A 22,217-nucleotide genomic window follows, 5' to 3' on the forward strand; every position below is an offset into this window, starting at 1 on the left:
CGACGTGGCCGTGTTCGAGAACCGCTCCCCCGCGTTCGGCCCCGCCCTCGCCGAGCCGGTCGGCACCGCCCCCAGGGCGACGAACCCCCCGCGCGGCCTCGACGACCTCGCGGCCCTCGGACTCGGGGCCGCCGCCGACCCGCTCGCCCCGCAGGCGCCGGGTAAGCCGTCCGACGCGCCGTCCCGGTACGACGTGGCCGTGTTCGAGAACCGCTCCCCCGCGTTCGGCCCCGCCCTCGCCGAGCCGGTCGGCACCGCCCCCAGGGCGACGAACCCCCCGCGCGGCCTCGACGACCTCGCGGCCCTCGGACTCGGGGCCGCCGCCGACCCGCTCGCCCCGCAGGCGCCGGGTAAGCCGTCCGACGCGCCGTCCCGGTACGACGTGGCCGTGTTCGAGAACCGCTCCCCCGCGTTCGGCCCCGCCCTCGCCGAGCCGGTCGGCACCGCCCCCAGGGCGACGAACCCCCCGCGCGGCCTCGACGACCTCGCGGCCCTCGGACTCGGGGCCGCCGCCGACCCGCTCGCCCCGCAGGCGCCGGGTAAGCCGTCCGACGCGCCGTCCCGGTACGACGTGGCCGTGTTCGAGAACCGCTCCCCCGCGTTCGGCCCCGCCCTCGCCGAGCCGGTCGGCACCGCCCCCAGGGCGACGAACCCCCCGCGCGGCCTCGACGACCTCGCGGCCCTCGGACTCGGGCGCACCCGTACCGCGGTCGGCCGCTGCGAGGTCGTGTGCTTCAGCCCCGAGCACTCCGGCTCCTTCGGGACGCAGACCGTGACCCGCGCCCGCACCGTGATCGAGGCCTGGGCCGACCGCACCGCCGCCCTGTCCGCCCTCCCCGGCATCCAGCAGGTCTTCCCGTTCGAGAACCGCGGCGAGGCGATCGGCGTCACGCTCCCCCACCCGCACGGCCAGATCTACGCGTACCCCTACGTGACCCCGCGCACCGCCCGGGTGCTGGACGCGGTCGACCGCACCGCGCCCGACCTCTTCGCCCGCATCCTCGCCGAGGAGCAGGCGTCCGAACGGGTGGTATTCCGCGGCGAGCACTGGACGGCGTTCGTGCCCTTCGCGGCGCGGTGGCCGCTCGAGGTGCACCTCATGCCGCATCGGCACGTGCCGGACCTCGCCGAGACCACGGCGGAGGAGCGCGACGAGCTCGCCCCGCTCTACCTCCGCCTCCTCCGCGGTGTCGACGCGCTCTATGACAGCCCGACGCCGTACATCGCCGCCTGGCACCAGGCTCCGGTCCACGTCGGCCGCGACACCGTGCGCCTGCACCTGCAGCTCACGAGCCCGCGCCGCGCCGCCGACAAGCTCAAGTTCCTCGCAGGTTCCGAGGCCGCGATGTGGGCGTGGGCCGCCGAGGTCGCGCCCGAGCAGGGCGCCGCCCGACTCCGCGAAGCGATCGCCCGCACCGATCAGGAAGCCTCCGCATGACCTCCGCACACGACGCCGCCGCCGAGCTCTTCGCCGCCCTCGCCGGGCGCACCCCGGACGGCGTCTGGTCGGCGCCGGGACGCGTGAACCTCATCGGCGAGCACACCGACTACAACGACGGCTTCGTGCTCCCGTTCGCCATCCCGCAGCGGACGGTCGCCGCGGTCGGTCGCCGCGCCGACGGCCGGCTCCGCGTCGCCTCGACCTTCGCGGACGAGCCGGTGGAAGTGGCCCTCGACGAGCTGGACCGCCTCTTCCCCACCCCACCCGGGACGGAGCCCGCGGTGCCGGAGTGGGCCGCCTACCCGCTGGGCGTCGCCTGGGCGCTCCGTGCAGCGGCCGGCATGACCGCGGTCTCCGGCCTGGACATCGCGATCGCCTCCGACGTCCCGGTCGGTGCCGGTCTCTCGTCGTCCGCCGCGATCGAGGGCGCGACGGCCGCGGCACTGAACGAGCTCTGGGGCACCGATCTCGACGCCGTGGCCCTCGCCCGCGTCGGGCGGACGGCGGAGAACGAGGCCGTGGGCGCGCCCACCGGGATCATGGACCAGATGGCCTCGATGCTCGGCGAGCCCGACGCCGCGATCTTCCTCGACTGCCGCTCCCTCGCCGCCGAGGTCGTGCCGCTGGGCATGGCCGATGCCGGACTCGCGGTGCTCGTGATGGACACCCGTGTCACGCACGCGCACTCCACCGGCGGCTACCGGGAGCGCCGCGCCGCGTGCGAGCGCGGGGCCGCGATCCTCGGCGTGCCGGCGCTGCGCGACGTCGCGGTGGCCGACCTCGCCCGTGCCGAGAGCCTGATGGACGACGTGACCTTCCGCCGCGTGCGGCACATCGTCACGGAGAATCAGCGCGTGCAGGACACCGTCGCGACCCTGCGCACCGCGGGCGCGCGCGGCATCGGCGACCTCCTCGTCGCCTCCCACGCGTCCATGCGCGACGATTTCGAGATCTCGACGCCCGAGCTCGACGCCGCCGTGGAGACCGCCCTCACGTCGGGCGCGGTGGGTGCGCGCATGACCGGCGGCGGGTTCGGGGGCGCAGCGATCGCCCTCGTCGACCGCGACGCCGTGCCCCACCTCGCCGACGCGGTGCGGGGGCGGTTCGCTGCCGAGGGCTTCGTCGCCCCGCACCTGTTCGAGGTCAGCCCGTCCGCAGGTCCGCGCCGCGACGCCTGACACAATGAAGGGTCGAGCCGCCACCGCCGCGGCAGGAGAGGAACGCATGTCCTGGATCGTCACCGGCGGCGCCGGCTACATCGGTGCCCACGTCGTCCGCGCCCTCGCGGAGGCCGGCCTCTCCCCCGTCGTGCTGGACGACCTCTCCAGCGGTCTGGCCTCCTTCGTGCCGGAGGGCGTGCCGTTCGTGCAGGGCAGCATCCTCGACCGCGCCCTCGTCGAGGAGACGCTGCGCACGCACGAGGCGGAGGGCGTGATCCACGTGGCGGGCTACAAGTACGCCGGCGTCTCGGTCCAGCGCCCGTTGCACACCTACGCCCAGAACGTCGAGGGCACGCGGATCATCCTGGAGGCGATGGCGGCGGCGGGCGTCGCGAACATCGTCTTCTCCTCTTCGGCGGCCGTGTTCGGCACTCCGGACGTGTCGCTCGTCGTCGAGGACACCGCCAAGAAGCCCGCGAGCCCCTACGGCGAGTCCAAGCTCATCGGCGAATGGCTGATCCGTGACCAGGCGATCGCCACCGCCGACTCCGACCGCCCGCTGCGCCACACCTCGCTGCGGTACTTCAACGTCGTGGGCTCGGCCGACCCGACGGTCTACGACGTCAGCCCGCACAACCTCTTCCCCATCGTCTTCGAGGCGCTGATCGAGGGCCGCACCCCCAAGATCTTCGGCGACGACTACGACACCCCTGACGGCACCAACGTCCGCGACTACGTGCATGTCGGCGACATCGCCGCCGCCCACGTCGCCGCAGCGCAGCGCCTGGCCTCGGGGGCTCCGATCGAGCCCGCGTACAACCTCGGCTCCGGCGACGGCCTCAGCGTGAAGCAGATCATGGATGCGGTCGCTCGCGTCACCGGCATCGACTTCACCCCGGAGATCGGTCCGCGCCGCCCCGGCGACCCGGATCGGATCGTGGCGACCGGCGAACTCGCGGCCCGCGACCTCGACTGGACCATGCGCTACACGGTCGACGAGATGGTGCGTACGGGCTGGGAGGCCCGCCGCGCCGCCGGCTGACCTCAGACGTCGCGCGTGCGCAGTGGGTAGAGCCAGAAGCACAGCCACCCGACGGCGGTGAACGCCAGCGGGATGACCGCCAGCATGAGCCGGATGCCGCCGTCGACGGCCTCCGGCTGCGCGTCGCCGAGCTCGGCGTCGAAGCCGGTCGCGGTCAGCACGGCCGCGGCGACGATCGCCTGGAGGACGACGGAGCCGCGGACGACGAAGCCGTTCACGCCGAAGTAGGCGCCCTCGCGGCGGTGGCCCGTGCGGTGCGCGTCGTCGTCGATGATCTGCGCGAGCACGACCTCGAGCAGCTGCAGCAGCCCGCCGACGCCGACCCCCACCGCGATCCCGACGAGAGCCGCCGCCCCCACGGACGTCGGGATGAGGTAGCCGAGCACCGCGACCCCGAACACCCCGACGCTCCACAGCAGCGCCGTGCGTGGGGAGGTGCGCCGGACCACCGCGCTCCACAGCACGATCGACGGGATCGCCGTGAGGAAGATGGCGCCGAGAAGGAGGCTCCCCTCGCCCTCGGCCGCCCCCAGCGAGTAGCGGACGTAGAACGGGACGGCGGCGAGGATCACGGCGATCGAGGTCTGCACGCAGAGCGAGCCCAGCACGTACGGCACGAAGGCGCGGTTGCGGAACGTGTAGACGAGCTGGTCCCGCCAGCGCATCGCCTCGGAGGCGGCCTCCGGCACCCGGCGCTCGATCATCCCGCCGAGGAACGACCAGGCGAGCAGCACGAGACAGACGCCGGACAGCACGAGCGCCATCCCCGGCCAGCCGATCGCGTCGTAGAGCGCGGGGGCGCCGGCCGTGCCGAGCACCATGCCGAGGATCGCGAAGATCTGCCGCGGCACGTTCCCGCGGGCGCGCTCCTCCGTGGTCCGGAAGATCTCCGGGAACAGCGCGGAGATGTTCAGCACCACCACGACGAAGGCGATGTCGTAGACCGCGACGACCACGAGGAACCAGACGATGAGCCCGGCCGCCGGGAGCGCGGGCGGCATCCAGACGAGGGCGAAGGCCACGACGAGCGGCACGATGCCCAGCCCGATCCACGGGATGCGGCGGCCCCACGGCGTGCGGATCCGGTCGGAGAGCGCCCCGACGACCGGGTTGAGTGCCGCGTTGAGGATGCCGTGCGCGATCATCGCCGCCGCCACCCACCCCGCGGGGACGGCGAGGTGCGAGACGTAGAAGTACACGACGAATGCCGAGAAGGTCTGCGTCATCAGCTGCGTCGGGAACCCTGAGGCCCCGAAGGCGATGGTCTGGGCGCGGGTAGGAGCGGCGTCGAGCCGGCGGTCGCGCAGCCGTTCGCCGAGCGCCGTCACCGGGCGTCTCCGCGCTGCAGGTCCCGCAGCGCGCGCCAGCCGACGCGGACCAGGCCCTCCTCGGCGATCGTCTGCTGCACGAGAGGGTCGTCGAGCAGCCGCAGCTCGTAGCCGCGCTTGGCCGCCGCGAAGTCCACCGCCGCGCGCAGCTCCTCGCCGTCGGCCATCGGATGCAGGTAGATCTCGGTGACCCCGGGCGGGACGGCGCGCAGCACCGCGAGGAAGCCGTCTCGGACCTGCTCGTACGACTCCTCGTCGGCGGTGCCCTCGCCGCGCAGCTCGAACGGGTGCGTCCACAGCCGGTCGACGATCTCCACGCCGAACGCATCGGCCACCGCTGCGGCCTCGGTGAGCTTCGCCTGCAGCATCGGATCGGCGTCCGCCCCCTCCATCTCGCGGGGCAGGCGGAAGGGGAGGCCGTGCCGGGCGGCGAGCTCGAAGACGGCGCGCAGGAAGTCCCGGCCGGTCAGCAGCCCGTAGACGGATCCCATGTGGTTGTCGAGGTGGGTCACGTCGACGCCGGCATCGAGCGCGGTCTGCAGCTGGGCGGCGATCTCGGCCGCGACGTCCTCTTCGGAGGCGTGCTGCTCCACCGTCGCGACGTCGGCGGGGAAGAAGCCGTCGGCACCGACCAGGGTCGAGGCGCCGGTGAGCGGGCGCCATCGGTACCGGCGCCACTCGCTCGTGAGCACGAGGTGCACGCCCACGTCGAGGTCCGGGTGCGCGGCGGCGAAGGCGAGCGCTTCCGGGGACCACGCGCAGGGCACCATCACCGTCGCCGAGTCGATCCGGCCGCGCACGAGGAGACCGGAGATCGCGGCGTTGGCGGCATGGCACATCCCGAAGTCGTCGGCGTTGAGGATGACCGCCCTGGCACCGGACGGCAGTCCGAGTCGGTCGGCGAGGGCGGAGGAGGCGGTCATGGCGTGTCCTGTCGGGCGGGCGGTCAGCGGCCGGCGGCGGCTGCGCGGGCGGGGGTGAGGATCCGGGTGAAGACGTCGGCACGGAGCGCGGAGGCCGCCTCCCCGACGGCTCCGACGAGCGGCGCCTCCGGACCGAACGCCGAGGCGAGGAACCGGAGCGGCAGCTGCGCGGAGAACTCGTCCGCGACCCGCTCGATCGCGTCCAGGAGCGCCGGGTGCACCGCCTCCCCGCCGAGGATGAAGGCCTCGGGATCGAGCACGAGGGCGACGCTGCCCGCCGCGAGGAAGAGCCGCCGTCCGATCTCTGCGACGAGGGCCTGCGCCGCCTCGTCGCCGTGCCGCGCCGCCTCCAGGTGGGCGAGGAACGGCGCGTCGACATCCAGTCCGAGGCCGAGGGCGAGGTCGCGCACCACCGTGGCGCCCGCGACCGGGGCGCCGATGGGCACCGGCGTCTGCGGAAGGTACATGACCTCGCCCGCCACGCCGGAGAACCCGCGGTGCAGCGCCCCGTCGATCACGATGCCGGCGCCGAGGTCGTCGTCGAGCAGCAGGAGCGCGAAGCTCGCGAGGTCGATGCCGACGCCGGTGGTCGACTCGGCGAGGGCGGCGAGGTTGACGTCGTTCTCGACGCGGACCGGGCAGTCGAGGGCGGCCGCGAGAGCCGCGCGGAATGCGCCGCCGTCCGGCCCCTGGTCGTCGCGGATCGCGCCGTCGGCGGCCACGATCCCGGGCACTCCGACGACGGCGAGGTGGAGCGCGCCCTTCACGGACCGGCGGCAGGCCGCGACGAGGGCGGCGATGTGCGCGACGCGGTCTTCGCCCGCGGGGAAGGCTCCGTGCCGCTCGGCTCTGACGGTGCCAGTCGCGTCGACGAAGACGACGTGGGCCGCGTGATGGTCCACGTGCACGGCGGCCGCGAAGCCGAGGGCGGGGTGCAGCGCGACGCGGCCGGCCGCCGGTCCGCGGGTGTCGCGGTCGACCCCGGCCGCGGTGACGGCTCCCGCGGTGTCGAGCATCCGCAGCACCTGGGTCACGGCCGTGCGGGAGAGGCCGGTCGCCGCCATGAGCTCGGCCCGAGTCTGCGGTCCGCTCCGGGCGAGGCGCTCCAGGATCGCGCGGCCGTTGAGTGTACGGAGCAGGGTCTGCGGTCCTGCGAGGGGTCGTGACATGCGGCGGAACCTCGGGGGGTCGATTCTCGTGCGGAGTCGGTGCCCGCCAGCCTGCCACATCGCGTCGCACCCGTCGACCCGTCCTCTCCGGCTGTGTCACCTGCACGCCCCGGGCACGGCCACACGACGGAACACGGGTTTCGGTCCCGCAGACGTACCCGGGTCGTGCAGGTGTGCCCGGGTGTCGGAGGAGGAAGGGACGGGAGGGGACGGAAGGACGTCGGGGGGTCCGCATAGGGTGGAGGGATGACGCCCCTGGTGATCCGAGACGCCGTCGCCGACGATGCCGAGGCCGTGGCCGGAGTGCATGTGCGCTCGTGGCAGGCGGCCTACGAGGGCCTCATCGACCAGGAGGTGCTGGACGGGTTGTCCGTCTCGGAGCGGGCCGACGGGTGGCGCCGCATCTTCGCCGACCCGCTGCCCACGAGCCTCGGGACCCTGGTGGCCGAGCGCGACGGCACCGTCGTCGGCTGGGCGTCGTTCGGCTCCGGCCGCGACCCCGACGGCCTGGACGACGCCGAGCTGTACGGCATCTACGCCGACCCGACCGCGTGGTCGACGGGGGCGGGGCACGCCCTCCTCGACGCCGCCGAGCAGCGTATGATCGACGCCGGCCACACCCGCGCCTACCTCTGGGTGCTCGACGGCAACGACCGGGCCGACGGCTTCTACGCCCGGCACGGGTGGGAGCTCGACGGAGCCACGAAGATCGATCAGCGCCCGCAGTTCACGCTCCGCGAGCACCGCCGCGTCAAGCACCTCGCCCCGCGCTGAAGCGGTCCCGCCGTCAGTCCAGCGCGCTCATCACGTGCTTGATCCGGGTGTAGTCGTCGAAGCCGTACTGCGACAGGTCCTTCCCGTATCCGGAGTGCTTGAAACCACCGTGCGGCATGTCCGACACGAACGGGATGTGGGTGTTGATCCAGACGCACCCGAAGTCCAGGTCGCGGGAGAGGCGCATCGCGCGGGCATGATCCCGCGTCCACACCGATGCGGCGAGCGCGTACGGCACGTCGTTCGCCATCGCGAGCGCCTCCTCCTCGGTGTCGAAGGGCTGCACGGTCAGCACCGGTCCGAAGATCTCCCCCTGCACGACCTCGTCGTCCTGCTGCACGCCGGTCACGACGGTCGCCTCCCAGAAGTAGCCACGGTCGCCCTGCCGCGCCCCGCCGGTCGCGACCGTCGCATGCGCGGGAAGCCGGTCAACGAAGCCCTGTACCTGCGCGAGCTGGGCCGCGCTGCTCAGCGGCCCGTACAGCACGCCCTCGTCGTCCGGGGCCCCGGTCCGCGCGTGCGTGCGGGTCCGCTCCACCAGTGCGGCGACGAGCTCGTCGTGCACCGACGCGTGCACGAGCACCCGAGTCGCCGCGGTGCAGTCCTGCCCCGCGTTGAAGAAGGCCCCGGTGACGATGCCCTCGACCGCCTTCTCGATCGACGCGTCAGGGAAGACGATCGCGGGCGCCTTGCCGCCGAGCTCCAGGTGCACGCGCTTGACGTCGTCGGCTGCCGAGCGGGCCACGGCCATGCCCGCGCGCACCGAGCCGGTGATGGCCACCATCTGCGGCGTCGGATGCTCGACGAGGGCTGCTCCGGTCTCGCGGTCGCCGAGAACGATGTTGAGGGTGCCGGCGGGGGTGTGTCGCGCGACGATCTCCGCGAGCAGCAGCGTGGTGAGCGGCGTGGACTCCGCCGGCTTCAGCACGACGGTGTTCCCGGCGGCGAGCGCTGGAGCGATCTTCCACACCGCCATGTTCAGGGGGTAGTTCCACGGCGTCACCTGCCCGATCACGCCGATCGGCTCCCGCCGCACGAAGGAGGTGTGCCCGGGGAGGTACTCCGCGGCGGCTCGACCCTCGAGGCTCCGTGCGGCCCCGGCGAAGAACCGCAGCTGGTCCACCGACTGCAGGATCTCGTCGGCGACGAGCGTCGCCCGGGGCTTGCCGGTGTCCTTCGACTCGAGGTCGGCGAACTCCTCGGCCCGCGTGGCCATCTCCTCGGCGATGCGGAACAGGGCGAGCTGGCGCGCGGACGGCGGCGTGTCCCGCCAGATCGGGAACGCCTCCGCGGCCGCGGCGTACGCGGCATCCACGTCGGCACGGTCCGAGATCGGGATCTCGCCGTAGGCTTCCTCCGTCACCGGATCGATGAGCGGCAGGCGCCCGCTCCCCGCTGCGGTGACGGCGCGGCCGCCGATGAAGTTCTGCAGGGGCACGGTCATCGTCGACGGTGAGGACATAGCGCCATGGTAGCCATCCGAACGCGGAATCTGTAGCTTTTCGTCCACAGATCGACGGATTCAGTTGCGTAGCACCCATACGAATGTCACGATCGGTACATGAGTCCGAAGACGCCTCCCCCCGCCCTCGACGACATCTCGAAGCGCATCGTCGAACTGCTGCAGGAGGACGGTCGGCGTCCCTATGCGGAGATCGCCCGCGAGGTCGGGCTCAGTGAGGCCGCCGCCCGCCAGCGGGTGCAGCGACTGACCGAATCGGGCCTGATCCAGATCGTCGCCGTGACCGACCCGCTGCAGCTCGGCTTCCACCGCATGTCGATGATCGGGATCCGGGTGTCCGGCGACCCCCGCGCGATCGCGGAGGAACTCACGGCGATCCCGGAGCTCGCGTACGTCGTCGTCACGCTCGGGACGTTCGACATCCTCGTCGAGGCGGTGTGCGAGGACGACGACCACTTGCTCGACCTCATCGCCACCCGCATCCGCACCATCCCCGGCATCATCCAGACGGAGAGCCTGCTCTACGCCGGCCTCTACAAAGACCTCTACAACTGGGGAACGCGCTGACGCGCTCCCCTCGCATCGGAGTGAACATGGGCACCACGGTCTTCGAACGCCGGCGTCCTCCGCAGTCCGTCATCGACGACGCCCTGCGCGACACGGCCCTGTCGGTCTTCTGGCTCGACGACGTCGAGCGTCCCGCGCACCCGCCGCTCCGCGGCACCGTGCATACGGACCTCGTGGTCGTCGGCGGCGGCTACACCGGACTCTGGACAGCCGTGCGCGCGAAGGAGCGGGATCCGGAACGGAGGGTGGTGCTCCTCGAGGCGTCCCGCGTGGCCTGGGCGGCGTCCGGGCGCAACGGCGGCTTCTGCGAGTCCAGCCTCACGCACGGCCACGAGAACGGCGTGAACCGCTGGCCTGAGGAGATCGACCGCCTGGAGGAGCTGGGCCACGAGAACCTCGACGGCATCGCCGAGACCGTGCGGCGGTACGACATGGATGCCGAGTTCGAGCGGACGGGCCAGCTCGCGGTGGCCGTCGAGCCGCATCAGGTCGAGTGGCTGCGCGAGGAGGAGGGCTTCCTCGACCGGGAGGCGGTGCAGGCGGAGGTGCACTCGCCCACGTTCCTCGCCGGCGCGTGGGACCGGGACGGCTGCGCTCTCGTACACCCGGCGAAGCTGGGGCTGGAGCTCGCGCGGGTGGCCGTCGAGCTCGGCGTGGAGATCCACGAGCACAGCATCGTCCGGCGGATCGAGGGCGCGGACTCGGGTCCGGTGACCCTCGTCACGGAGCACGGCCGGGTGACCGCCGACGCGGTGGCGCTCGCGACGAACGTGTTCCCGTCGCTCCTCAAGCGCAACCGCCTCATGACGGTGCCCGTGTACGACTACGTGCTGATGACGGAGCCGCTGTCGGCCGAGCAGCTCGCCTCCATCGGCTGGCGGAACCGCCAGGGGCTCGCCGACAGCGCCAACCAGTTCCACTACTACCGGCTCACCGCGGACGACCGGATCCTGTTCGGCGGCTACGACGCGGTCTACCACTTCGGCGGCAAGGTGCGCCCCGCCTACGAGGATCGGATGGAGAGCCACCGGCGGCTGGCCTCGCACTTCTTCACCACCTTCCCGCAGCTCGCCGGCCTCCGCTTCACGCACCGCTGGGCCGGGGCGATCGACTCGTCGAGCCGGTTCTGCGCGTTCTTCGGCACCGCCCGCGGCGGCCGGGTCGCCTACGCCACAGGGTTCACCGGCCTCGGGGTCGGCGCCGCCCGGTTCGCCGCCGATGTCATGCTCGACAAACTCGCCGGCGAGGAGACCGAGCGCACGCAGCTGCGGATGGTGCGCGAGAAGCCGATCCCGTTCCCGCCGGAGCCGGCCGCGTCCGTCGGGATCAACCTCGTCCGCGCCGCGATGGACAGGGCCGACCACAACGAGGGGCGCCGCAACCTGTTCCTGAAGACGCTCGACGCTCTCGGCATGGGCTTCGACTCGTGACCGGCCTCGCCCCGGGGGCCGTCGTCGACGCCGGATGCCTCGCGCTGACGCACACCCCGCTGCCCGACGAGGACGTCCGCGACGGCGCGCCGACCACGGCATATACGGTGCTCGACGACGCAGGCGGGATCGAGATCGGCGTCTGGGAGATGGCGCCGGGCACCGCGGTGGACGTCGAGGAGGACGAGGTGTTCGTCGTGCTCTCCGGTCGCGCGACCGTGACGTTCACCGCGCCCGCGCTCCCTCCGGTGGAGCTCGGCCCCGGGTCCGTGATGCGGCTCACCACCGGCATGCGGACGGTCTGGACGGTGAGTGAGACCCTGCGGAAGGTCTCGATCGGGATCTGACGGCCGCTGCCGACCAGGCCCGCTCAGGCCCGGCGGACCTCCGCGTGCGGGATGCGCGCGGCCATGACCCGCACCGCCTCCGGGTTGTCGTCGACGAGCACCGCGTCCCGGCCGAGTGCGGAGGCCACGGCTCCGGTCGTGCCGCTGCCCGCGAAGAGGTCGAGCACCCGGTCGCCGGGCCGGCTCGACGCGGTCACGATGCGCCGCAGGACGCCCTCGGGCTTCTGCGTCGGATACCCCGTCTTCTCGCGCCCCGTGGTCGGGACGATCGTGTGCCACCACACGTCCGTCGGGAGCTTGCCGCGCGCGGCCTTCTCCGCGGTCACCAGTCCCGGCGCCATGTACGGCTCCCGGTCGACGTCGTCGGAGTTGAACACGTACGTCCGCGGGTTCTTCACGTACACCAGGATCGTGTCGTGCTTGGTGGGCCACCGCCGCCGGGACTTCGCGCCGTAGTCGTACGCCCAGATGAGCTCGTTGAGGAAGCAGTCCCGGCCGAACACCGCGTCGAGCATGACCTTCGCGTAGTGCGCCTCGCGGTAATCCAGGTGCAGATACAGGGTGCCGTCGTCCGCGAGCAGCCGCCAGGCCTCCTCCAGCCGCGGCATGAGGAAGGCGCCGTAGTCGTCGAAGCTGTCGTCGTACGCGCGCAGCATGCCGCGCACCCGCTCATACCGGTGCCCGTGGAAGCCGTGCCGCACCTCGGGCTCGCCGGGCGCCCGTTCAGGACTCCGGCCCTCCGCCGCGGGCTCCGCCGATGCGGGGCTGCCCCCGTCCGGATCCGCCGGCTCTTCCTGCGGTGGGAACGTGCGGCGGGCGATGACCACCTGCCGCTCCCGCACCCGCCCGGTGTTGAACGGCGGGTCGAGGTAGACGAGCGTGAAGGATCCGGACGGCAGGGTCGCCGCAACCGCGAGGTTGTCCCCCTCGATCACCGACACCCGCCCCGGGACCTGGGCCTCTGGGCCGCCCCCTTGGGTCCCTGAGCCTGTCGAAGGGCCCTGGGTCCCTGAGCCTGTCGAAGGGCCTGAGCCTGTCGCAGGGCTCACGGAACCCGGTGCAGCCACGCGTCGGTCGAGAACTTCGACTCCACCAGCGCCTGGGCATCGGCGTACTCGTCCGGCGTGATGCCGCCGTCCTCGGCGGAGGTGAGCGAGCGGAACGTGTCCTTGAAGCGCTCGATGATCTCGGCACGCTCCAGTCCGGTCTGGCTCCGCAGCGGGTCGACGCGCTTGGCTGCCGAGGTCGTCCCCTTGTCGCTGAGCTTCTCGCGGCCGATCCGCAGCACCTCGGTCATCATCTGGCCGTCGATGTCGTAGGAGAGGGTGGCGTGGTGCAGCACACCTCCGTTCGCGAGGCGCTTCTGCGCGGCGCCGCCGATCTTGCCGGTCGGGCTCGCGATGTCGTTGAGCGGCTGGTAGACGGCGTCGATGCCGAGCGACCGGAGCGCCTGCAGCACCCAGTCGTCGAGGAACGCGTAGGAGTCGGCGAAGGTCATGCCCGCCACGAGCGAGGCCGGCACGTACAGCGAGTAGGTGATGATCTGTCCCGCCGCCATGAGCATCGCCCCGCCGCCGGAGATGCGGCGGACGACGTCGAAGCCGTGCTTCGCGGCGCCCTCGGGATCGACCTCATTGCGGTACGACTGGAACGACCCGATGACGACGGCCGACTCGTCCCACTCCCAGATGCGCAGGGTCGGACGCCGACGCCCCTCGCCGACGCGGGAGGTGAGCACCTCGTCGAGGGCGAGGTTCATGCGCGGCGAGACCGCCTTCTCGTGGACGATCTCCCAGTCGAAGTCGCGCCACCCGGGCGCGGTGACCAGAGCGCGACGCACGGCGGTGCCCACGGCCTCGGGGCTGAAGCCGAGCAGCTGCGCCCCCTCGGGGAGGGCACCGCGGACGGCCGCGGCGATGGCCGTGGCGTCGGACTCGGCGGGGAGGCCCTCGACGGCGGCGTTGATGTCGTCGAGCGCGGAGTCCGGTTCGAGGAAGAAGTCCCCGGCGAGCCGGAACCGCGCGATCCGGTCGTTCTCGACCTCGAGGTCGACGACGACGAGCTTGCCCCCAGGAACCTTGTATTCACCGTGCACGGATCCAGCTTAAGGCGCACGCTGCCGCCGTGGTCAGCCGCCGAGCACGACGACGCGTTCCCCGGCCCTAATCGGCGTGGAGTAGCGGTTGCCTGGTGTGGGCAGGGGGCAGATGAACTGGTCGGAGAAGGCGCACGGCGGCAGGTACGCCCGGTTGAAGTCGATCACGGCGGACCCGTCGGCGGCGGGCTCGTCGACGGGGAGGAACCGGAACCGGTACGTCTCCAGCCCGTTCGTCCCGTCGGCGAAGACCGCACTCAGCGCTCCGCTCCCGCTGCGGGTGACCGTGAGCTCGTGCGGGGCCCCGGCGAGCTCGAACCGCAGGCGTCCGGCGATCGGGGTCTCGCGCTCCTCGCCGTCGACCGCCGTGACGACGATCCGCTCGTCCGGCGCGGGCTCGAACGTGGCCGGGATCCGCCATCGCTCGTCGGGGGCGTAGGCGTCGATCGCGGTGAACCACTCCCGCTGCGGACGGGCGGGGTTCCAGACGCGGAGCGCCAGCAGTCCGTTGCGGTCGAACACACGCAGCTCGCGCCGCCCGAGGCGCAGGGTCTGGGTGCCGCGGAGGGTGACGACCGACCCCGACGGTCCCAGCTCACTGCCGCGGATGCCGCCGTCCCCGGTGAGGGCCCAGAGTCCGGGCACGCCGTCGACCGCGGCGGGTTCGGTGATGAGCCAGTTCGTGGACTCCAATGCGGACGGCCCGTACTCCGACCCCGCATAGCGCTCGCGCGCCGCATGCCACTCGTGCCAGTCCGTCAGGAAGCTCATCGCCGCGGGCCCTCCCCTCGCTCGTGCGGATGTGCCCCGAATCTAGGGCTGCCCCCGTCGCCCGTGACCCCCGTCCGTCACACGCCTTCACCCCGCGTCATCCCGCGTCACACTCCCCCTCCGTCCGTCCCTCCATCCGCGTGTGGGATCACACCCGTCCCTCCCCACCCCCTCCCCCGCCCGTTTCTGACCCCGCCACCCGCCCGCCGCGACCGCCCCCTCCCGCGCAGGATCAAAACCGCCCCCTGGCACCGCGCTCCGCGCCCGTTCCTGATCCCGCACCCGGACACGCCCGCCACACACCTCCCTCGGGATCGAAACCGCACCCGCCATCCCGTCCTCCAGCTCATTTCTGATCCCGCCACCGCGCGGCCCTCGGCCACGCGTACGCTCCGAACTCACCACCACCGCCCCGATCAGCGGCGCGGCCACCGGCGTACGCGCTCACCGCGTGTGTTCGAAAACGCTCTCCCGCCGCCCACCCCAGGCCCGAAAGTGATCCCGCACAGGGCCAGAGGGAGGCACGAACGTTGTCCCGGAGTGGGGTGAGGCGCCCGTGATCCCGACGATGAGCCCGGGCGCCAACGCACCCACTCACCGCGTGTGTTCGAAAACGCCCTCCCGCAGCCCGTCGCAGGCCCGAAAGTGATCCCGCGGGATGGCCGGAGGCGTGAATGTGATCCCGACACGTCGCCGCGGACGCTGCCTCGTCGACGCGCGCCGAGGCCCCGCACTTGTCGCGAGCGCAAGAACGCGCCTCTGGGACGTGTTCCGGGCACCAAAGTGATCCCGCGTGGCGGACGGAAGGGGCGAAAGTGATCCCGGACGGAACGGGCCGGCCGGGGCGGCGGGGGGGGGTCAGCGGGCGGGGATGTGGGCGTCGAGCCACGCGAGGACGTCGGCGCGCACCTCGTCCTGCTGGAGCTCCTGGAAGATCTCGTGCCGGGCGTCGGGGTAGACGAGGGTCGTGACGTCGGTAAGCCCGGAGCGCCGGCGGTACGCGTCGGCGAGCTTGTGGACGCTGCGGGGACCGCCGACCGGATCGTCACGGCCGACGAGGAGCAGCACCGGAATGTCGCGCGCGAGGTGCTTCGCCGGACGCCCGTACAGCCGCGCCGCGTCGAGCAGGCCGAAGAGCTTGAGCAGCGGCACTCCCGTCGTGAGCGGATCCTCCTCGAAGGCCTTCCACACCGCGGGGTCCCGGCTCAGCCACTCGTATCCGGTCGCGTCGTCGGCGGCCCACGCGGCGTTCAGCGGCGCCGGGTTCAGGGAGCGGGGCGTGCGCAGCGCCGAGCCGGACAGGATGACCGCATCGAAGGCCTCCGCGTGCTCGTTCACCAGCATCTGCGCGAGGAACGACCCCCACGAGTGTCCGAGGAGCACGAGCGGGAGGTCGGGGTTCTCGTCGCGGATGATGCCGGTCAGCTGCCAGACCGCGTCCTTGGCCGCCCGGAGACCCCCGGGACCGAGCCGTCCGAGCTGGGCGGGGTCGCCGTGCTGACGCATGCCGGTGCGCCCGTGCCCGCGGTGGTCGTCGGCGTAGACGGTGAACCCGGCTCCGGTGAGCGCGGCGATCAGCGCCGGGTACCGTCCCGCGTGCTCGCCCACCCCGTGCAGGAGCTGGACGACGCCGCGGGGCGTCCCCTCCGCCGGGTGGACGTCGTAGACGATGGCGATGCCGTGGCTGTCGGTGTACTCGCGGGTCTCGGTCATGATCCTGCCTTACCGGTCGGTCTCCGCGAGCGCCTCGCGGATGGCGTCGCGGATGGCGAAGGCGATGTCGCGATCCGTCACCTCGTAGCCGCCGACCCCGTCGGAGGCGGAGCCCATGCGCACGCCACCGTCCTCGGTCACGGCCCGCTTCGCGGAGAAGTGGAGGGCGTCCACCCCTGCCCGGGCGAGCACCGGAGCGCTCGCGACGTCGACGCCACTGCCGGCCATCACCTCGATCTGCCCCTCGGCGGCGGCGACGAGCGCGCGCAGGGTGTCGATGCCGTCGATCGCCGCGGATGCCCCTCCGGAGGTGAGCACGCGCCGGAGCCCGAGCTCCCTCGCGGCCCGCAGGGTCGCCACCGGGTCGGCGGTCACGTCGATCGCGCGGTGCAGGGTCGCCGGAGCTCCCCCGGCCGCATCCCGCAGCCGGGCCATGGCGTCGCGATCCAGTCGCCCCTCGCCGTCGAGCGCGCCGAGGACCACTCCCGCGGCCCCCGCCGCGACCGCGTGCCGCACGTCGCGTTCGGCGACGGCCAGCTCGTCGGCGCTGTAGTGGAAGCCGCCGGCGCGCGGACGGATGAGGACGTGCACCTCGGGGCCGTCCGCCCCTGCGGCTTCGAGCGCGAGCTCCAGAGTGGCCGGCGACGGGGTGAGCCCACCCAGCGCGAGGGCTGTGGCGAGCTCGACGCGAGCGGCGCCGACCTCGGCGGCGATGCGCACTCCGGCGGGATCCTGGACGGCGATTTCGAGAGCGATCGTTCGGGTCACCCCTCCATTGTGCCCGCTGACCTCGGCTCGCCCGGCCCCCGGGGCAGAAATATTAGATAGACTAACTAAGTATGTCTGCGTCCGATGATTCCCTGCACCTCACCGCCACAGACCTCCGCATGGCCACGTTCCGGCTCGCCCGCCGGCTCCGCTGCGCCCGTGCCGCCGACATGATGAGCGACACCCAGCTCGCCGTCCTCGCCGACCTCCGCATGAACGGTCGGCGCACGATCTCCACCCTCGCCGAGCGCGAGCGCGTGACCGCCCCCTCGATGACGAGCATCGTGAACGGCCTGGAGGAGCAGGGCTATGTCGCCCGCACCCCTGACGAGGACGACCGCCGCCGCGTGCAGGTGGACATCACCCCCGCCGGGGTCGAGATCGTCGTCGAGACCATCCGCCGCCGCGACGTGCTGCTGGCCGACATGCTCCGCGAGGTCGACTACACCGAGGAGGAGCTGGCGACGCTGCGAGAAGCGAGCGCCCTGATGCGGAGGGCGGTGGAGCGATGAACGCCATGTTCCGTTCCTTCGCGAACATCAACTACCGGATCTGGTTCGCCGGAGCCCTCGTGTCGAACGTCGGCGGGTGGATGCAGGCCACCGCGCAGGACTGGGTCGTGCTGACCGAGCTCACCGACAACGACGCGACCGCGATGGGCGTCACCATGGCGCTGCAGTTCGGCCCTCCCCTGGTGCTCGTGAGCCTGACCGGCTGGGTCGCGGATCGCTTCGACCGGCGGAAGATCCTCCTGACCACGCAGACCGCACTCCTCGCCCTCGCGATCGCCGTGGGCTCCCTGCTGCTCGCCGGGGTGATGACCCTGCCGATGATGCTCACCTTCGCCCTCGGATTCGGCATCGTCAACGCCTTCGACGCCCCCGCGCGGCAGGCCTTCGTGTCGGACATGGTGTCCGCCACGGAGACCTCCAACGCCGTGGCGCTCAACTCCGCCTCCTTCAACCTCGCCCGCATGATCGGCCCCGCGGTCGGCGGTCTGCTCATCGTCGCGATCGGCTCCGGTTGGGTGTTCATCGTCAACGCCGCGACGTTCCTCGCCATGATCGTCGCGCTGCTGCTCATGCGCACGCACCTGCTCGCACCGCGGCCCAAGAACCGCAACCGCGGCGGCCTCGCCGAGGGATTCCGGTACGTCTGGGCGCGCAGCGACCTCAAGGTCGTGTTCGTGACGGTGTTCCTCATCGGCGCGTTCGGCATGAACTTCCCGATCTTCGCCTCGACCATGGCGCTGGAGTTCGGAGCCGGCGCCGACGGGTACGGGGTGCTGAGCTCGGTGCTCGCGATCGGGTCCCTGATCGGCGCCCTCCTCGCCGCGCGTCGGGACCGGGCGAGGGTGCGCGTGGTGATCCTCGCGGCGGGCGGCTTCGGGATCGCGGCCTTCGTCTCGGCCGCGATGCCGACCTACCTCTCCTATGCGGTCACGCTCACGTTCACCGGCTTCATGATCGTGACGCTGCTGACCACGGCCAACGGCTACGTGCAGATCACGACGGATCCGGCACTGCGCGGCCGCGTGCTCGCCCTCTACATGGCCGTCATCATGGGGTCGACTCCGATCGGGGCGCCGATCGCCGGCTGGGTCGCCGACGCGTTCGGTCCTCGCGCCGCCATCATGCTCGGCGGGACCGCCGGTTTCATCGCGTGCGCGATCGGGGTGACCTGGGTACTCACGTCCGGGCGTCTGCGCCGTGAGGAGAGCAGCCGCTTCCGGCTGACGCTCGACGAGACCCGGCCGCTGCGGGTCGTGCAGGCGGTCGAGCCGGTCGACTACACGGAGAAGGCGGCGGCGACCACGCCCATCCGGCTGCCGCGCCGCGACGGCGAGTGAGCTGTGAAGGCGTTTGTCAACGCCTTCCTCATCGCGGCCCGACGGTCGTAGCGTCGGGTCATGGACGAGAACATGAGCACCCCGCACCCGCAGGATCCGGCCGAAGGCGCTCCCGGCGTCGACGTCCCTGACGAGAACTCCGGCCAGGGCGACGGCACCGGCGGCGCGATCCAGGGCGACAGCTCTCGCGGCGAGTCGACCGGCGGCGCCATCCAGGGCAGTTCCGGCCCGGGCCACGACGCGCCGCTGGGCGGCGACGAGAACACCGAGGACGAGCTCGCGGCCGACAACGCCGCCGAGGAGGACACCCTCCGCACGCTCGACCCGGACTCCCCGCCGGCCTGAGCCGTCGACCCACCCCTTTCGAGACGAGCCACCCCCTTGCGAACGTTCGCAAGGGGGTGGCTCGTGCAGAAGGGGGTGGGTCGGCCGGGGTCAGGCGTCGAGTACCACCTTGAGCTGCTCGACGGCCCAGTCGAGCTCGGTGGCCCGGATGACGAGCGGCGGGGCGATGCGGATGGTCTGCCCGTGCGTGTCCTTCACGAGCACACCGCGGTCGAGCAGCTTCTCCGCGATCTCGCGGCCGGTGCCGATGGCGGGATCGATGTCGACGCCCGCCCACAGCCCGGCGATTCGCACACCCGTGACACCGTGGCCGATCAGCGGCTGCAGTGACTGCTCGAGGTGCGCGCCGAGCGCCCGCGCACGCTCCTGGAACTCGCCCGTCTGCAGCATCTCCACCACGCGGAGACCGACGGCCGCCGCGAGCGGGTTGCCGCCGAACGTGGAGCCGTGCTCACCAGGACGGATGACCCCCAGCACGTCCGTGTTCCCCACCACGGCCGAGACCGGCAGGATGCCGCCGCCGAGCGCCTTGCCCAGCAGGTACAGGTCCGGAACGACGCCTTCACGGTCGCACGCGAACGTCTCGCCGACCCGACCGAGCCCGGCCTGGATCTCGTCGGCGATGAACAGCACGTTCTTCTCGTCGCAGATCTCGCGGATGCGGCGGAGGTACCCCTCCGGCGGGATCACGACCCCGGCCTCGCCCTGGATCGGCTCCACGAGCACGCCCGCCGTGTCCTCCGTGATGGCCGCGGCGATCGCCTCCGCGTCGCCGAACGGCACACGGTCGAAGCCCGGCGTGTAGGGACCGAAGTCGTCGTGCGCGGTCTCGTCGTCGCTGAAGCTCACGATCGTCGTCGTGCGGCCGTGGAAGTTGCCCTTCGCCACGACGATCCGCGCTTTCCCCTCGGGGATGCCCTTCACGCGGTAGCCCCAGGCCCGGGCGACCTTGATGCCGGTCTCCACCGCCTCCGCGCCCGTGTTCATCGGCAGCACGAGCTCCTTGCCGCAGAGCTCGGCGAGCGCCGCGGCGAAGGGCTCCAGCATGTCGCTCTGGAACGCCCGGCTGACGAGCGTGACCCGACCGAGCTGCTCGGTCAGGGCCGCGACGAGAGCGGGGTGCCGGTGCCCGAAGTTGACCGCGGAGTACGCCGCGAGCAGGTCGAGGTACCGCTTGCCCTCGACATCGGTGACCCACGCCCCCTCGCCGCGCGCGATCATCACCGGCAGCGGGTGGTAGTTGTGCGCGACGTGCGGCTCCGCGACCGCGCTGGGTCCCTGAGCCTGTCGAAGGGTCGAAGCGTCCGTTCCCTGGTTCGCTGCGTCCGCCCCCTGGGTCGCTGAGCTCGTTCTCTGGGTCGCTGAGCTCGTCGAAGCGCCCGCCGCCTGCTCGATCGTCACTTCGCACCCCGCAGTTCGAGCGTGCAGCACTTGATGCCGCCGCCGCCGAGGAGGAGCTCGGAGAGGTCGACGGTGATCGGGTTGTAGCCGCGCTCGCGGAGCTGCCGCTCGAAGCCCTTCGCCCGCGGCGAGATGATGACGTTGTAGCCGTCGCTCGACGAGTTCAGGCCGAACACCGCGCCGTCCTCGTCCGACACGAGGATCGCGTCCGGGAAGCGCTTCTCCAGCTCGGCACGGCTGGCGTCGTCGAAGGCTCCGGGGAGGTAGGCGATGTTCGCCCGCTCGGGGCCGCCGTTCCCCACGCCCTGCACGGGGTCGAGCACTGCGATCGCGGTGTCGAGGTGGTAGAAGCGGGGGTCGGTGAGGTTCAGCGACACGACCTCGCGGCCGAAGACCTCGCCGACCTCGCGGTGGCTGTCACCGGTGGAGCGAAAGCCCGTGCCCGCGAGGATCACATCGCCGACGAGCAGGAAGTCGCCCTCGCCCTCGTTGACCTCCTTCGGCATGACCGTGTCGTAACCCGCGGCGCGGAACCAGTCGGCGAAGGCCGGAGCCTCGCCCTGGCGCTCGACGAACCGGAACTCCGGCACATAGGCGCGGCCATCGATGAGGAAGCCGCCGTTGGCCGTGTAGACCATGTCCGGGTAGCCGGGGAGCGGATCGATGAGCTCGACCTCGTGGCCGAGCTCGACGTACAGGTCATAGAGCTTCTGCCACTGGGCGACCGCGTTGGCGGTGTCGGTCGGCCGCGACGGCTCCATCCACGGATTGATGGAGTAGTTCACCGTGAAGTGCTCGGGACGGCACATCAGGTAGTGGCGGCGGTGCGCGGTGCGCGTGGGGGCGGTGGTGACGGCGGTCTCCGGCGTCGACATGGATGCTCCTCGTGTGAACGGGCGCGGCGGACGCTGTCCAGGGGCCCGGCGGTCCTTCGACCCCCTGCTCGGACGAGGCGGAGGGGAAGATGCGACTCGGGCACGCCGGTGACCATTGTGCCACCGGACCCTGGGCGCCACCAGCATCCGTCCCGTGTCGCCCTCAGCCCTCGCGCTGCGTCACCACGACCTTGCCGACCGTGTGCCCGGCCTCGATGTGCGCGAGCGCGGACACCGCCTCGTCGAACGGGTACGTGCGCTCGATCACCGGAACCAGCTGCCCCTCCTCGACGAGCTCGAGCAGCTTCGTGAGGACCTCCGGGCGCGAGGTCGCCGTGAGCGACACCACTCGGGGTCCGCGGAGCGAGAGCACGGCGGCGCGGATCATCCGCGGCACGGGGCCGAGCACCCGTCCGCCGTCGCCGGTCACGAGCACCACGCGGCCACCCGGACGGACCAGGCGCTGGAGCTCGCGGATCGGCACCCCTCCCGCGATGTCGATGACGGCGTCGAACCGGGAGGAGGGCAGGTGCGTGAGCGGAGACGTGCGGTGGTCGAGCGTGCGCACGGCTCCGAGGCGCTCCAGCAGCAGGGCGTTCCGGGGACGGCACGTCGCCCAGACCTCGGCCCCGCGGAGCGCCGCGAGCTGCACGGCGAAGGTCCCCACGCCGCCGGACGCCCCGATCACGAGGACCCGCTGCGCGCGGTGCCGCAGCCCCACCCCGGCGGCGTCGAGCGCCTGCCACGCGGTGCCACC

At 72.4% G+C, this 22,217-nt stretch carries 22 protein-coding genes; 10 read left to right on the forward strand and 12 right to left on the reverse strand.

From position 1 onward, the window contains the following. Positions 1-4: 4 nt before the first annotated feature. Genes galT through galE form a run of 3 tightly spaced genes read left to right on the forward strand, consistent with a single transcriptional unit; the run spans position 5 to position 3,643 of the window. Entirely contained in the window at positions 5-1,438 is a 1,434-nt protein-coding gene (gene galT / locus D8M34_RS19585; RefSeq protein ID WP_238695684.1) for a galactose-1-phosphate uridylyltransferase, read from the forward strand. Next, complete coding sequence (gene galK / locus D8M34_RS15840; protein ID WP_126894468.1) at positions 1,435-2,619, forward strand: galactokinase; 1,185 nt, start codon at positions 1,435-1,437, stop codon at positions 2,617-2,619. Before galT ends, galK begins: the two co-directional genes overlap by 4 nt. Positions 2,620-2,665: 46 nt before the next feature. Then, positions 2,666-3,643 carry a UDP-glucose 4-epimerase GalE gene (gene galE, locus D8M34_RS15845; RefSeq protein ID WP_126894469.1) on the forward strand — a complete coding sequence of 326 codons (978 nt, stop codon included), beginning with the start codon at positions 2,666-2,668 and terminating at the stop codon, positions 3,641-3,643. A 2-nt stretch (positions 3,644-3,645) separates the two neighbouring features. Here the strand turns inward: galE and D8M34_RS15850 are convergent, their stop codons facing one another. From D8M34_RS15850 to D8M34_RS15860, 3 genes are read right to left on the reverse strand one after another with little or no spacing between them, the layout of a single operon-like run. After that, positions 3,646-4,971 (reverse strand): MFS transporter, encoded by a 1,326-nt coding sequence (locus D8M34_RS15850; protein ID WP_126894470.1) that lies wholly within the window; start codon positions 4,969-4,971, stop codon positions 3,646-3,648. Continuing rightward, complete coding sequence (locus tag D8M34_RS15855; RefSeq protein ID WP_126894471.1) at positions 4,968-5,894, reverse strand: polysaccharide deacetylase family protein; 927 nt, start codon at positions 5,892-5,894, stop codon at positions 4,968-4,970. Before D8M34_RS15855 ends, D8M34_RS15850 begins: the two co-directional genes overlap by 4 nt. Before the next feature lie 23 nt (positions 5,895-5,917). Further along, positions 5,918-7,063, reverse strand: a complete 1,146-nt coding sequence (locus tag D8M34_RS15860; RefSeq protein ID WP_126894472.1) for an ROK family transcriptional regulator — start codon at positions 7,061-7,063, stop codon at positions 5,918-5,920. A gap of 246 nt (positions 7,064-7,309) precedes the next feature. On the opposite strand from D8M34_RS15860, the gene D8M34_RS15865 reads away from it, so the two are divergent. Further along, complete coding sequence (locus D8M34_RS15865) at positions 7,310-7,837, forward strand: GNAT family N-acetyltransferase (RefSeq protein ID WP_025105443.1); 528 nt, start codon at positions 7,310-7,312, stop codon at positions 7,835-7,837. A gap of 13 nt (positions 7,838-7,850) precedes the next feature. On the opposite strand, the gene D8M34_RS15870 is transcribed toward D8M34_RS15865, so the two are convergent. Next, on the reverse strand, positions 7,851-9,299 hold the full coding sequence (locus D8M34_RS15870; protein ID WP_238695683.1) for a gamma-aminobutyraldehyde dehydrogenase: 1,449 nt from the start codon (positions 9,297-9,299) through the stop codon (positions 7,851-7,853). Between the two features lie 99 nt (positions 9,300-9,398). Between D8M34_RS15870 and D8M34_RS15875 the strand changes: the two genes are divergently transcribed. Genes D8M34_RS15875 through D8M34_RS15885 form a run of 3 tightly spaced genes read left to right on the forward strand, consistent with a single transcriptional unit; the run spans position 9,399 to position 11,643 of the window. Further along, complete coding sequence (locus D8M34_RS15875; protein WP_025105441.1) at positions 9,399-9,866, forward strand: Lrp/AsnC family transcriptional regulator; 468 nt, start codon at positions 9,399-9,401, stop codon at positions 9,864-9,866. 26 nt (positions 9,867-9,892) lie between these two features. Further along, on the forward strand, positions 9,893-11,296 hold the full coding sequence (locus tag D8M34_RS15880; protein ID WP_085605929.1) for an NAD(P)/FAD-dependent oxidoreductase: 1,404 nt from the start codon (positions 9,893-9,895) through the stop codon (positions 11,294-11,296). Next, the gene (locus D8M34_RS15885; protein WP_126894473.1) at positions 11,293-11,643 is read left to right on the forward strand and encodes a cupin domain-containing protein; all 351 of its coding nucleotides are present in this window, start codon (positions 11,293-11,295) and stop codon (positions 11,641-11,643) included. Before D8M34_RS15880 ends, D8M34_RS15885 begins: the two co-directional genes overlap by 4 nt. Positions 11,644-11,666: 23 nt before the next feature. Here D8M34_RS15885 and D8M34_RS15890 read toward each other — a convergent pair whose 3' ends face one another. From D8M34_RS15890 to D8M34_RS15910, 5 genes are all read right to left on the reverse strand, one after another. Beyond that, positions 11,667-12,584 (reverse strand): DNA-methyltransferase, encoded by a 918-nt coding sequence (locus tag D8M34_RS15890; protein ID WP_126894474.1) that lies wholly within the window; start codon positions 12,582-12,584, stop codon positions 11,667-11,669. Between the two features lie 104 nt (positions 12,585-12,688). Then, positions 12,689-13,738 carry a lipoate--protein ligase family protein gene (locus tag D8M34_RS15895; protein ID WP_025105437.1) on the reverse strand — a complete coding sequence of 350 codons (1,050 nt, stop codon included), beginning with the start codon at positions 13,736-13,738 and terminating at the stop codon, positions 12,689-12,691. A 33-nt stretch (positions 13,739-13,771) separates the two neighbouring features. Next, positions 13,772-14,509 carry a DUF1684 domain-containing protein gene (locus D8M34_RS15900; RefSeq protein ID WP_062765531.1) on the reverse strand — a complete coding sequence of 246 codons (738 nt, stop codon included), beginning with the start codon at positions 14,507-14,509 and terminating at the stop codon, positions 13,772-13,774. An 858-nt stretch (positions 14,510-15,367) separates the two neighbouring features. Beyond that, positions 15,368-16,222: an alpha/beta fold hydrolase gene (locus D8M34_RS15905; protein ID WP_126894475.1), complete on the reverse strand. Its 855-nt coding sequence runs from the start codon at positions 16,220-16,222 to the stop codon at positions 15,368-15,370. Between the two features lie 9 nt (positions 16,223-16,231). Beyond that, a complete protein-coding gene (locus D8M34_RS15910) occupies positions 16,232-16,990 on the reverse strand; it encodes a copper homeostasis protein CutC (RefSeq protein WP_126894476.1) in 759 nt (252 codons plus the stop codon). Between the two features lie 71 nt (positions 16,991-17,061). On the opposite strand from D8M34_RS15910, the gene D8M34_RS15915 reads away from it, so the two are divergent. From D8M34_RS15915 to D8M34_RS15925, 3 genes are read left to right on the forward strand one after another with little or no spacing between them, the layout of a single operon-like run. Next, a complete protein-coding gene (locus D8M34_RS15915; RefSeq protein WP_025105433.1) occupies positions 17,062-17,502 on the forward strand; it encodes a MarR family winged helix-turn-helix transcriptional regulator in 441 nt (146 codons plus the stop codon). A 5-nt stretch (positions 17,503-17,507) separates the two neighbouring features. After that, positions 17,508-18,839, forward strand: coding sequence for an MFS transporter (locus tag D8M34_RS15920; protein ID WP_126894477.1), 1,332 nt, complete (start codon positions 17,508-17,510; stop codon positions 18,837-18,839). A gap of 60 nt (positions 18,840-18,899) precedes the next feature. Then, positions 18,900-19,184: a hypothetical protein gene (locus D8M34_RS15925; RefSeq protein WP_025105431.1), complete on the forward strand. Its 285-nt coding sequence runs from the start codon at positions 18,900-18,902 to the stop codon at positions 19,182-19,184. 90 nt (positions 19,185-19,274) lie between these two features. Here the strand turns inward: D8M34_RS15925 and rocD are convergent, their stop codons facing one another. The 3 genes from rocD to D8M34_RS15940 form a co-directional block, all read right to left on the reverse strand. Then, the gene (gene rocD, locus D8M34_RS15930; RefSeq protein ID WP_374459257.1) at positions 19,275-20,579 is read right to left on the reverse strand and encodes an ornithine--oxo-acid transaminase; all 1,305 of its coding nucleotides are present in this window, start codon (positions 20,577-20,579) and stop codon (positions 19,275-19,277) included. A gap of 2 nt (positions 20,580-20,581) precedes the next feature. Continuing rightward, positions 20,582-21,460: a dimethylargininase gene (ddaH, locus tag D8M34_RS15935; RefSeq protein WP_126894479.1), complete on the reverse strand. Its 879-nt coding sequence runs from the start codon at positions 21,458-21,460 to the stop codon at positions 20,582-20,584. A 163-nt stretch (positions 21,461-21,623) separates the two neighbouring features. After that, on the reverse strand, positions 21,624-22,217 hold a 594-nt coding region (locus D8M34_RS15940), incomplete at its 5' end, for an NAD(P)-dependent alcohol dehydrogenase (protein ID WP_148113064.1).

It is taken from the genome of Microbacterium sp. HSID17254 (assembly GCF_003989315.1).
GTDB lineage: Bacteria > Actinomycetota > Actinomycetes > Actinomycetales > Microbacteriaceae > Microbacterium.

Excerpts from the sequence above, each read along its gene's own strand:
- galK (WP_126894468.1), top strand. The coding sequence starts at position 1,435 with ATGACCTCCGCACACGACGCCGCCGCCGAGCTCTTCGCCGCCCTCGCC.
- galE (WP_126894469.1), top strand. The coding sequence starts at position 2,666 with ATGTCCTGGATCGTCACCGGCGGCGCCGGCTACATCGGTGCCCACGTC.
- D8M34_RS15855 (WP_126894471.1), bottom strand. The coding sequence starts at position 5,894 with ATGACCGCCTCCTCCGCCCTCGCCGACCGACTCGGACTGCCGTCCGGT.
- D8M34_RS15860 (WP_126894472.1), bottom strand. The coding sequence starts at position 7,063 with ATGTCACGACCCCTCGCAGGACCGCAGACCCTGCTCCGTACACTCAAC.
- D8M34_RS15865 (WP_025105443.1), top strand. The coding sequence starts at position 7,310 with ATGACGCCCCTGGTGATCCGAGACGCCGTCGCCGACGATGCCGAGGCC.
- D8M34_RS15870 (WP_238695683.1), bottom strand. The coding sequence starts at position 9,299 with ATGTCCTCACCGTCGACGATGACCGTGCCCCTGCAGAACTTCATCGGC.
- D8M34_RS15875 (WP_025105441.1), top strand. The coding sequence starts at position 9,399 with ATGAGTCCGAAGACGCCTCCCCCCGCCCTCGACGACATCTCGAAGCGC.
- D8M34_RS15880 (WP_085605929.1), top strand. The coding sequence starts at position 9,893 with ATGGGCACCACGGTCTTCGAACGCCGGCGTCCTCCGCAGTCCGTCATC.
- D8M34_RS15900 (WP_062765531.1), bottom strand. The coding sequence starts at position 14,509 with ATGAGCTTCCTGACGGACTGGCACGAGTGGCATGCGGCGCGCGAGCGC.
- D8M34_RS15905 (WP_126894475.1), bottom strand. The coding sequence starts at position 16,222 with ATGACCGAGACCCGCGAGTACACCGACAGCCACGGCATCGCCATCGTC.
- D8M34_RS15915 (WP_025105433.1), top strand. The coding sequence starts at position 17,062 with ATGTCTGCGTCCGATGATTCCCTGCACCTCACCGCCACAGACCTCCGC.
- D8M34_RS15920 (WP_126894477.1), top strand. The coding sequence starts at position 17,508 with ATGTTCCGTTCCTTCGCGAACATCAACTACCGGATCTGGTTCGCCGGA.
- D8M34_RS15925 (WP_025105431.1), top strand. The coding sequence starts at position 18,900 with ATGGACGAGAACATGAGCACCCCGCACCCGCAGGATCCGGCCGAAGGC.
- ddaH (WP_126894479.1), bottom strand. The coding sequence starts at position 21,460 with ATGTCGACGCCGGAGACCGCCGTCACCACCGCCCCCACGCGCACCGCG.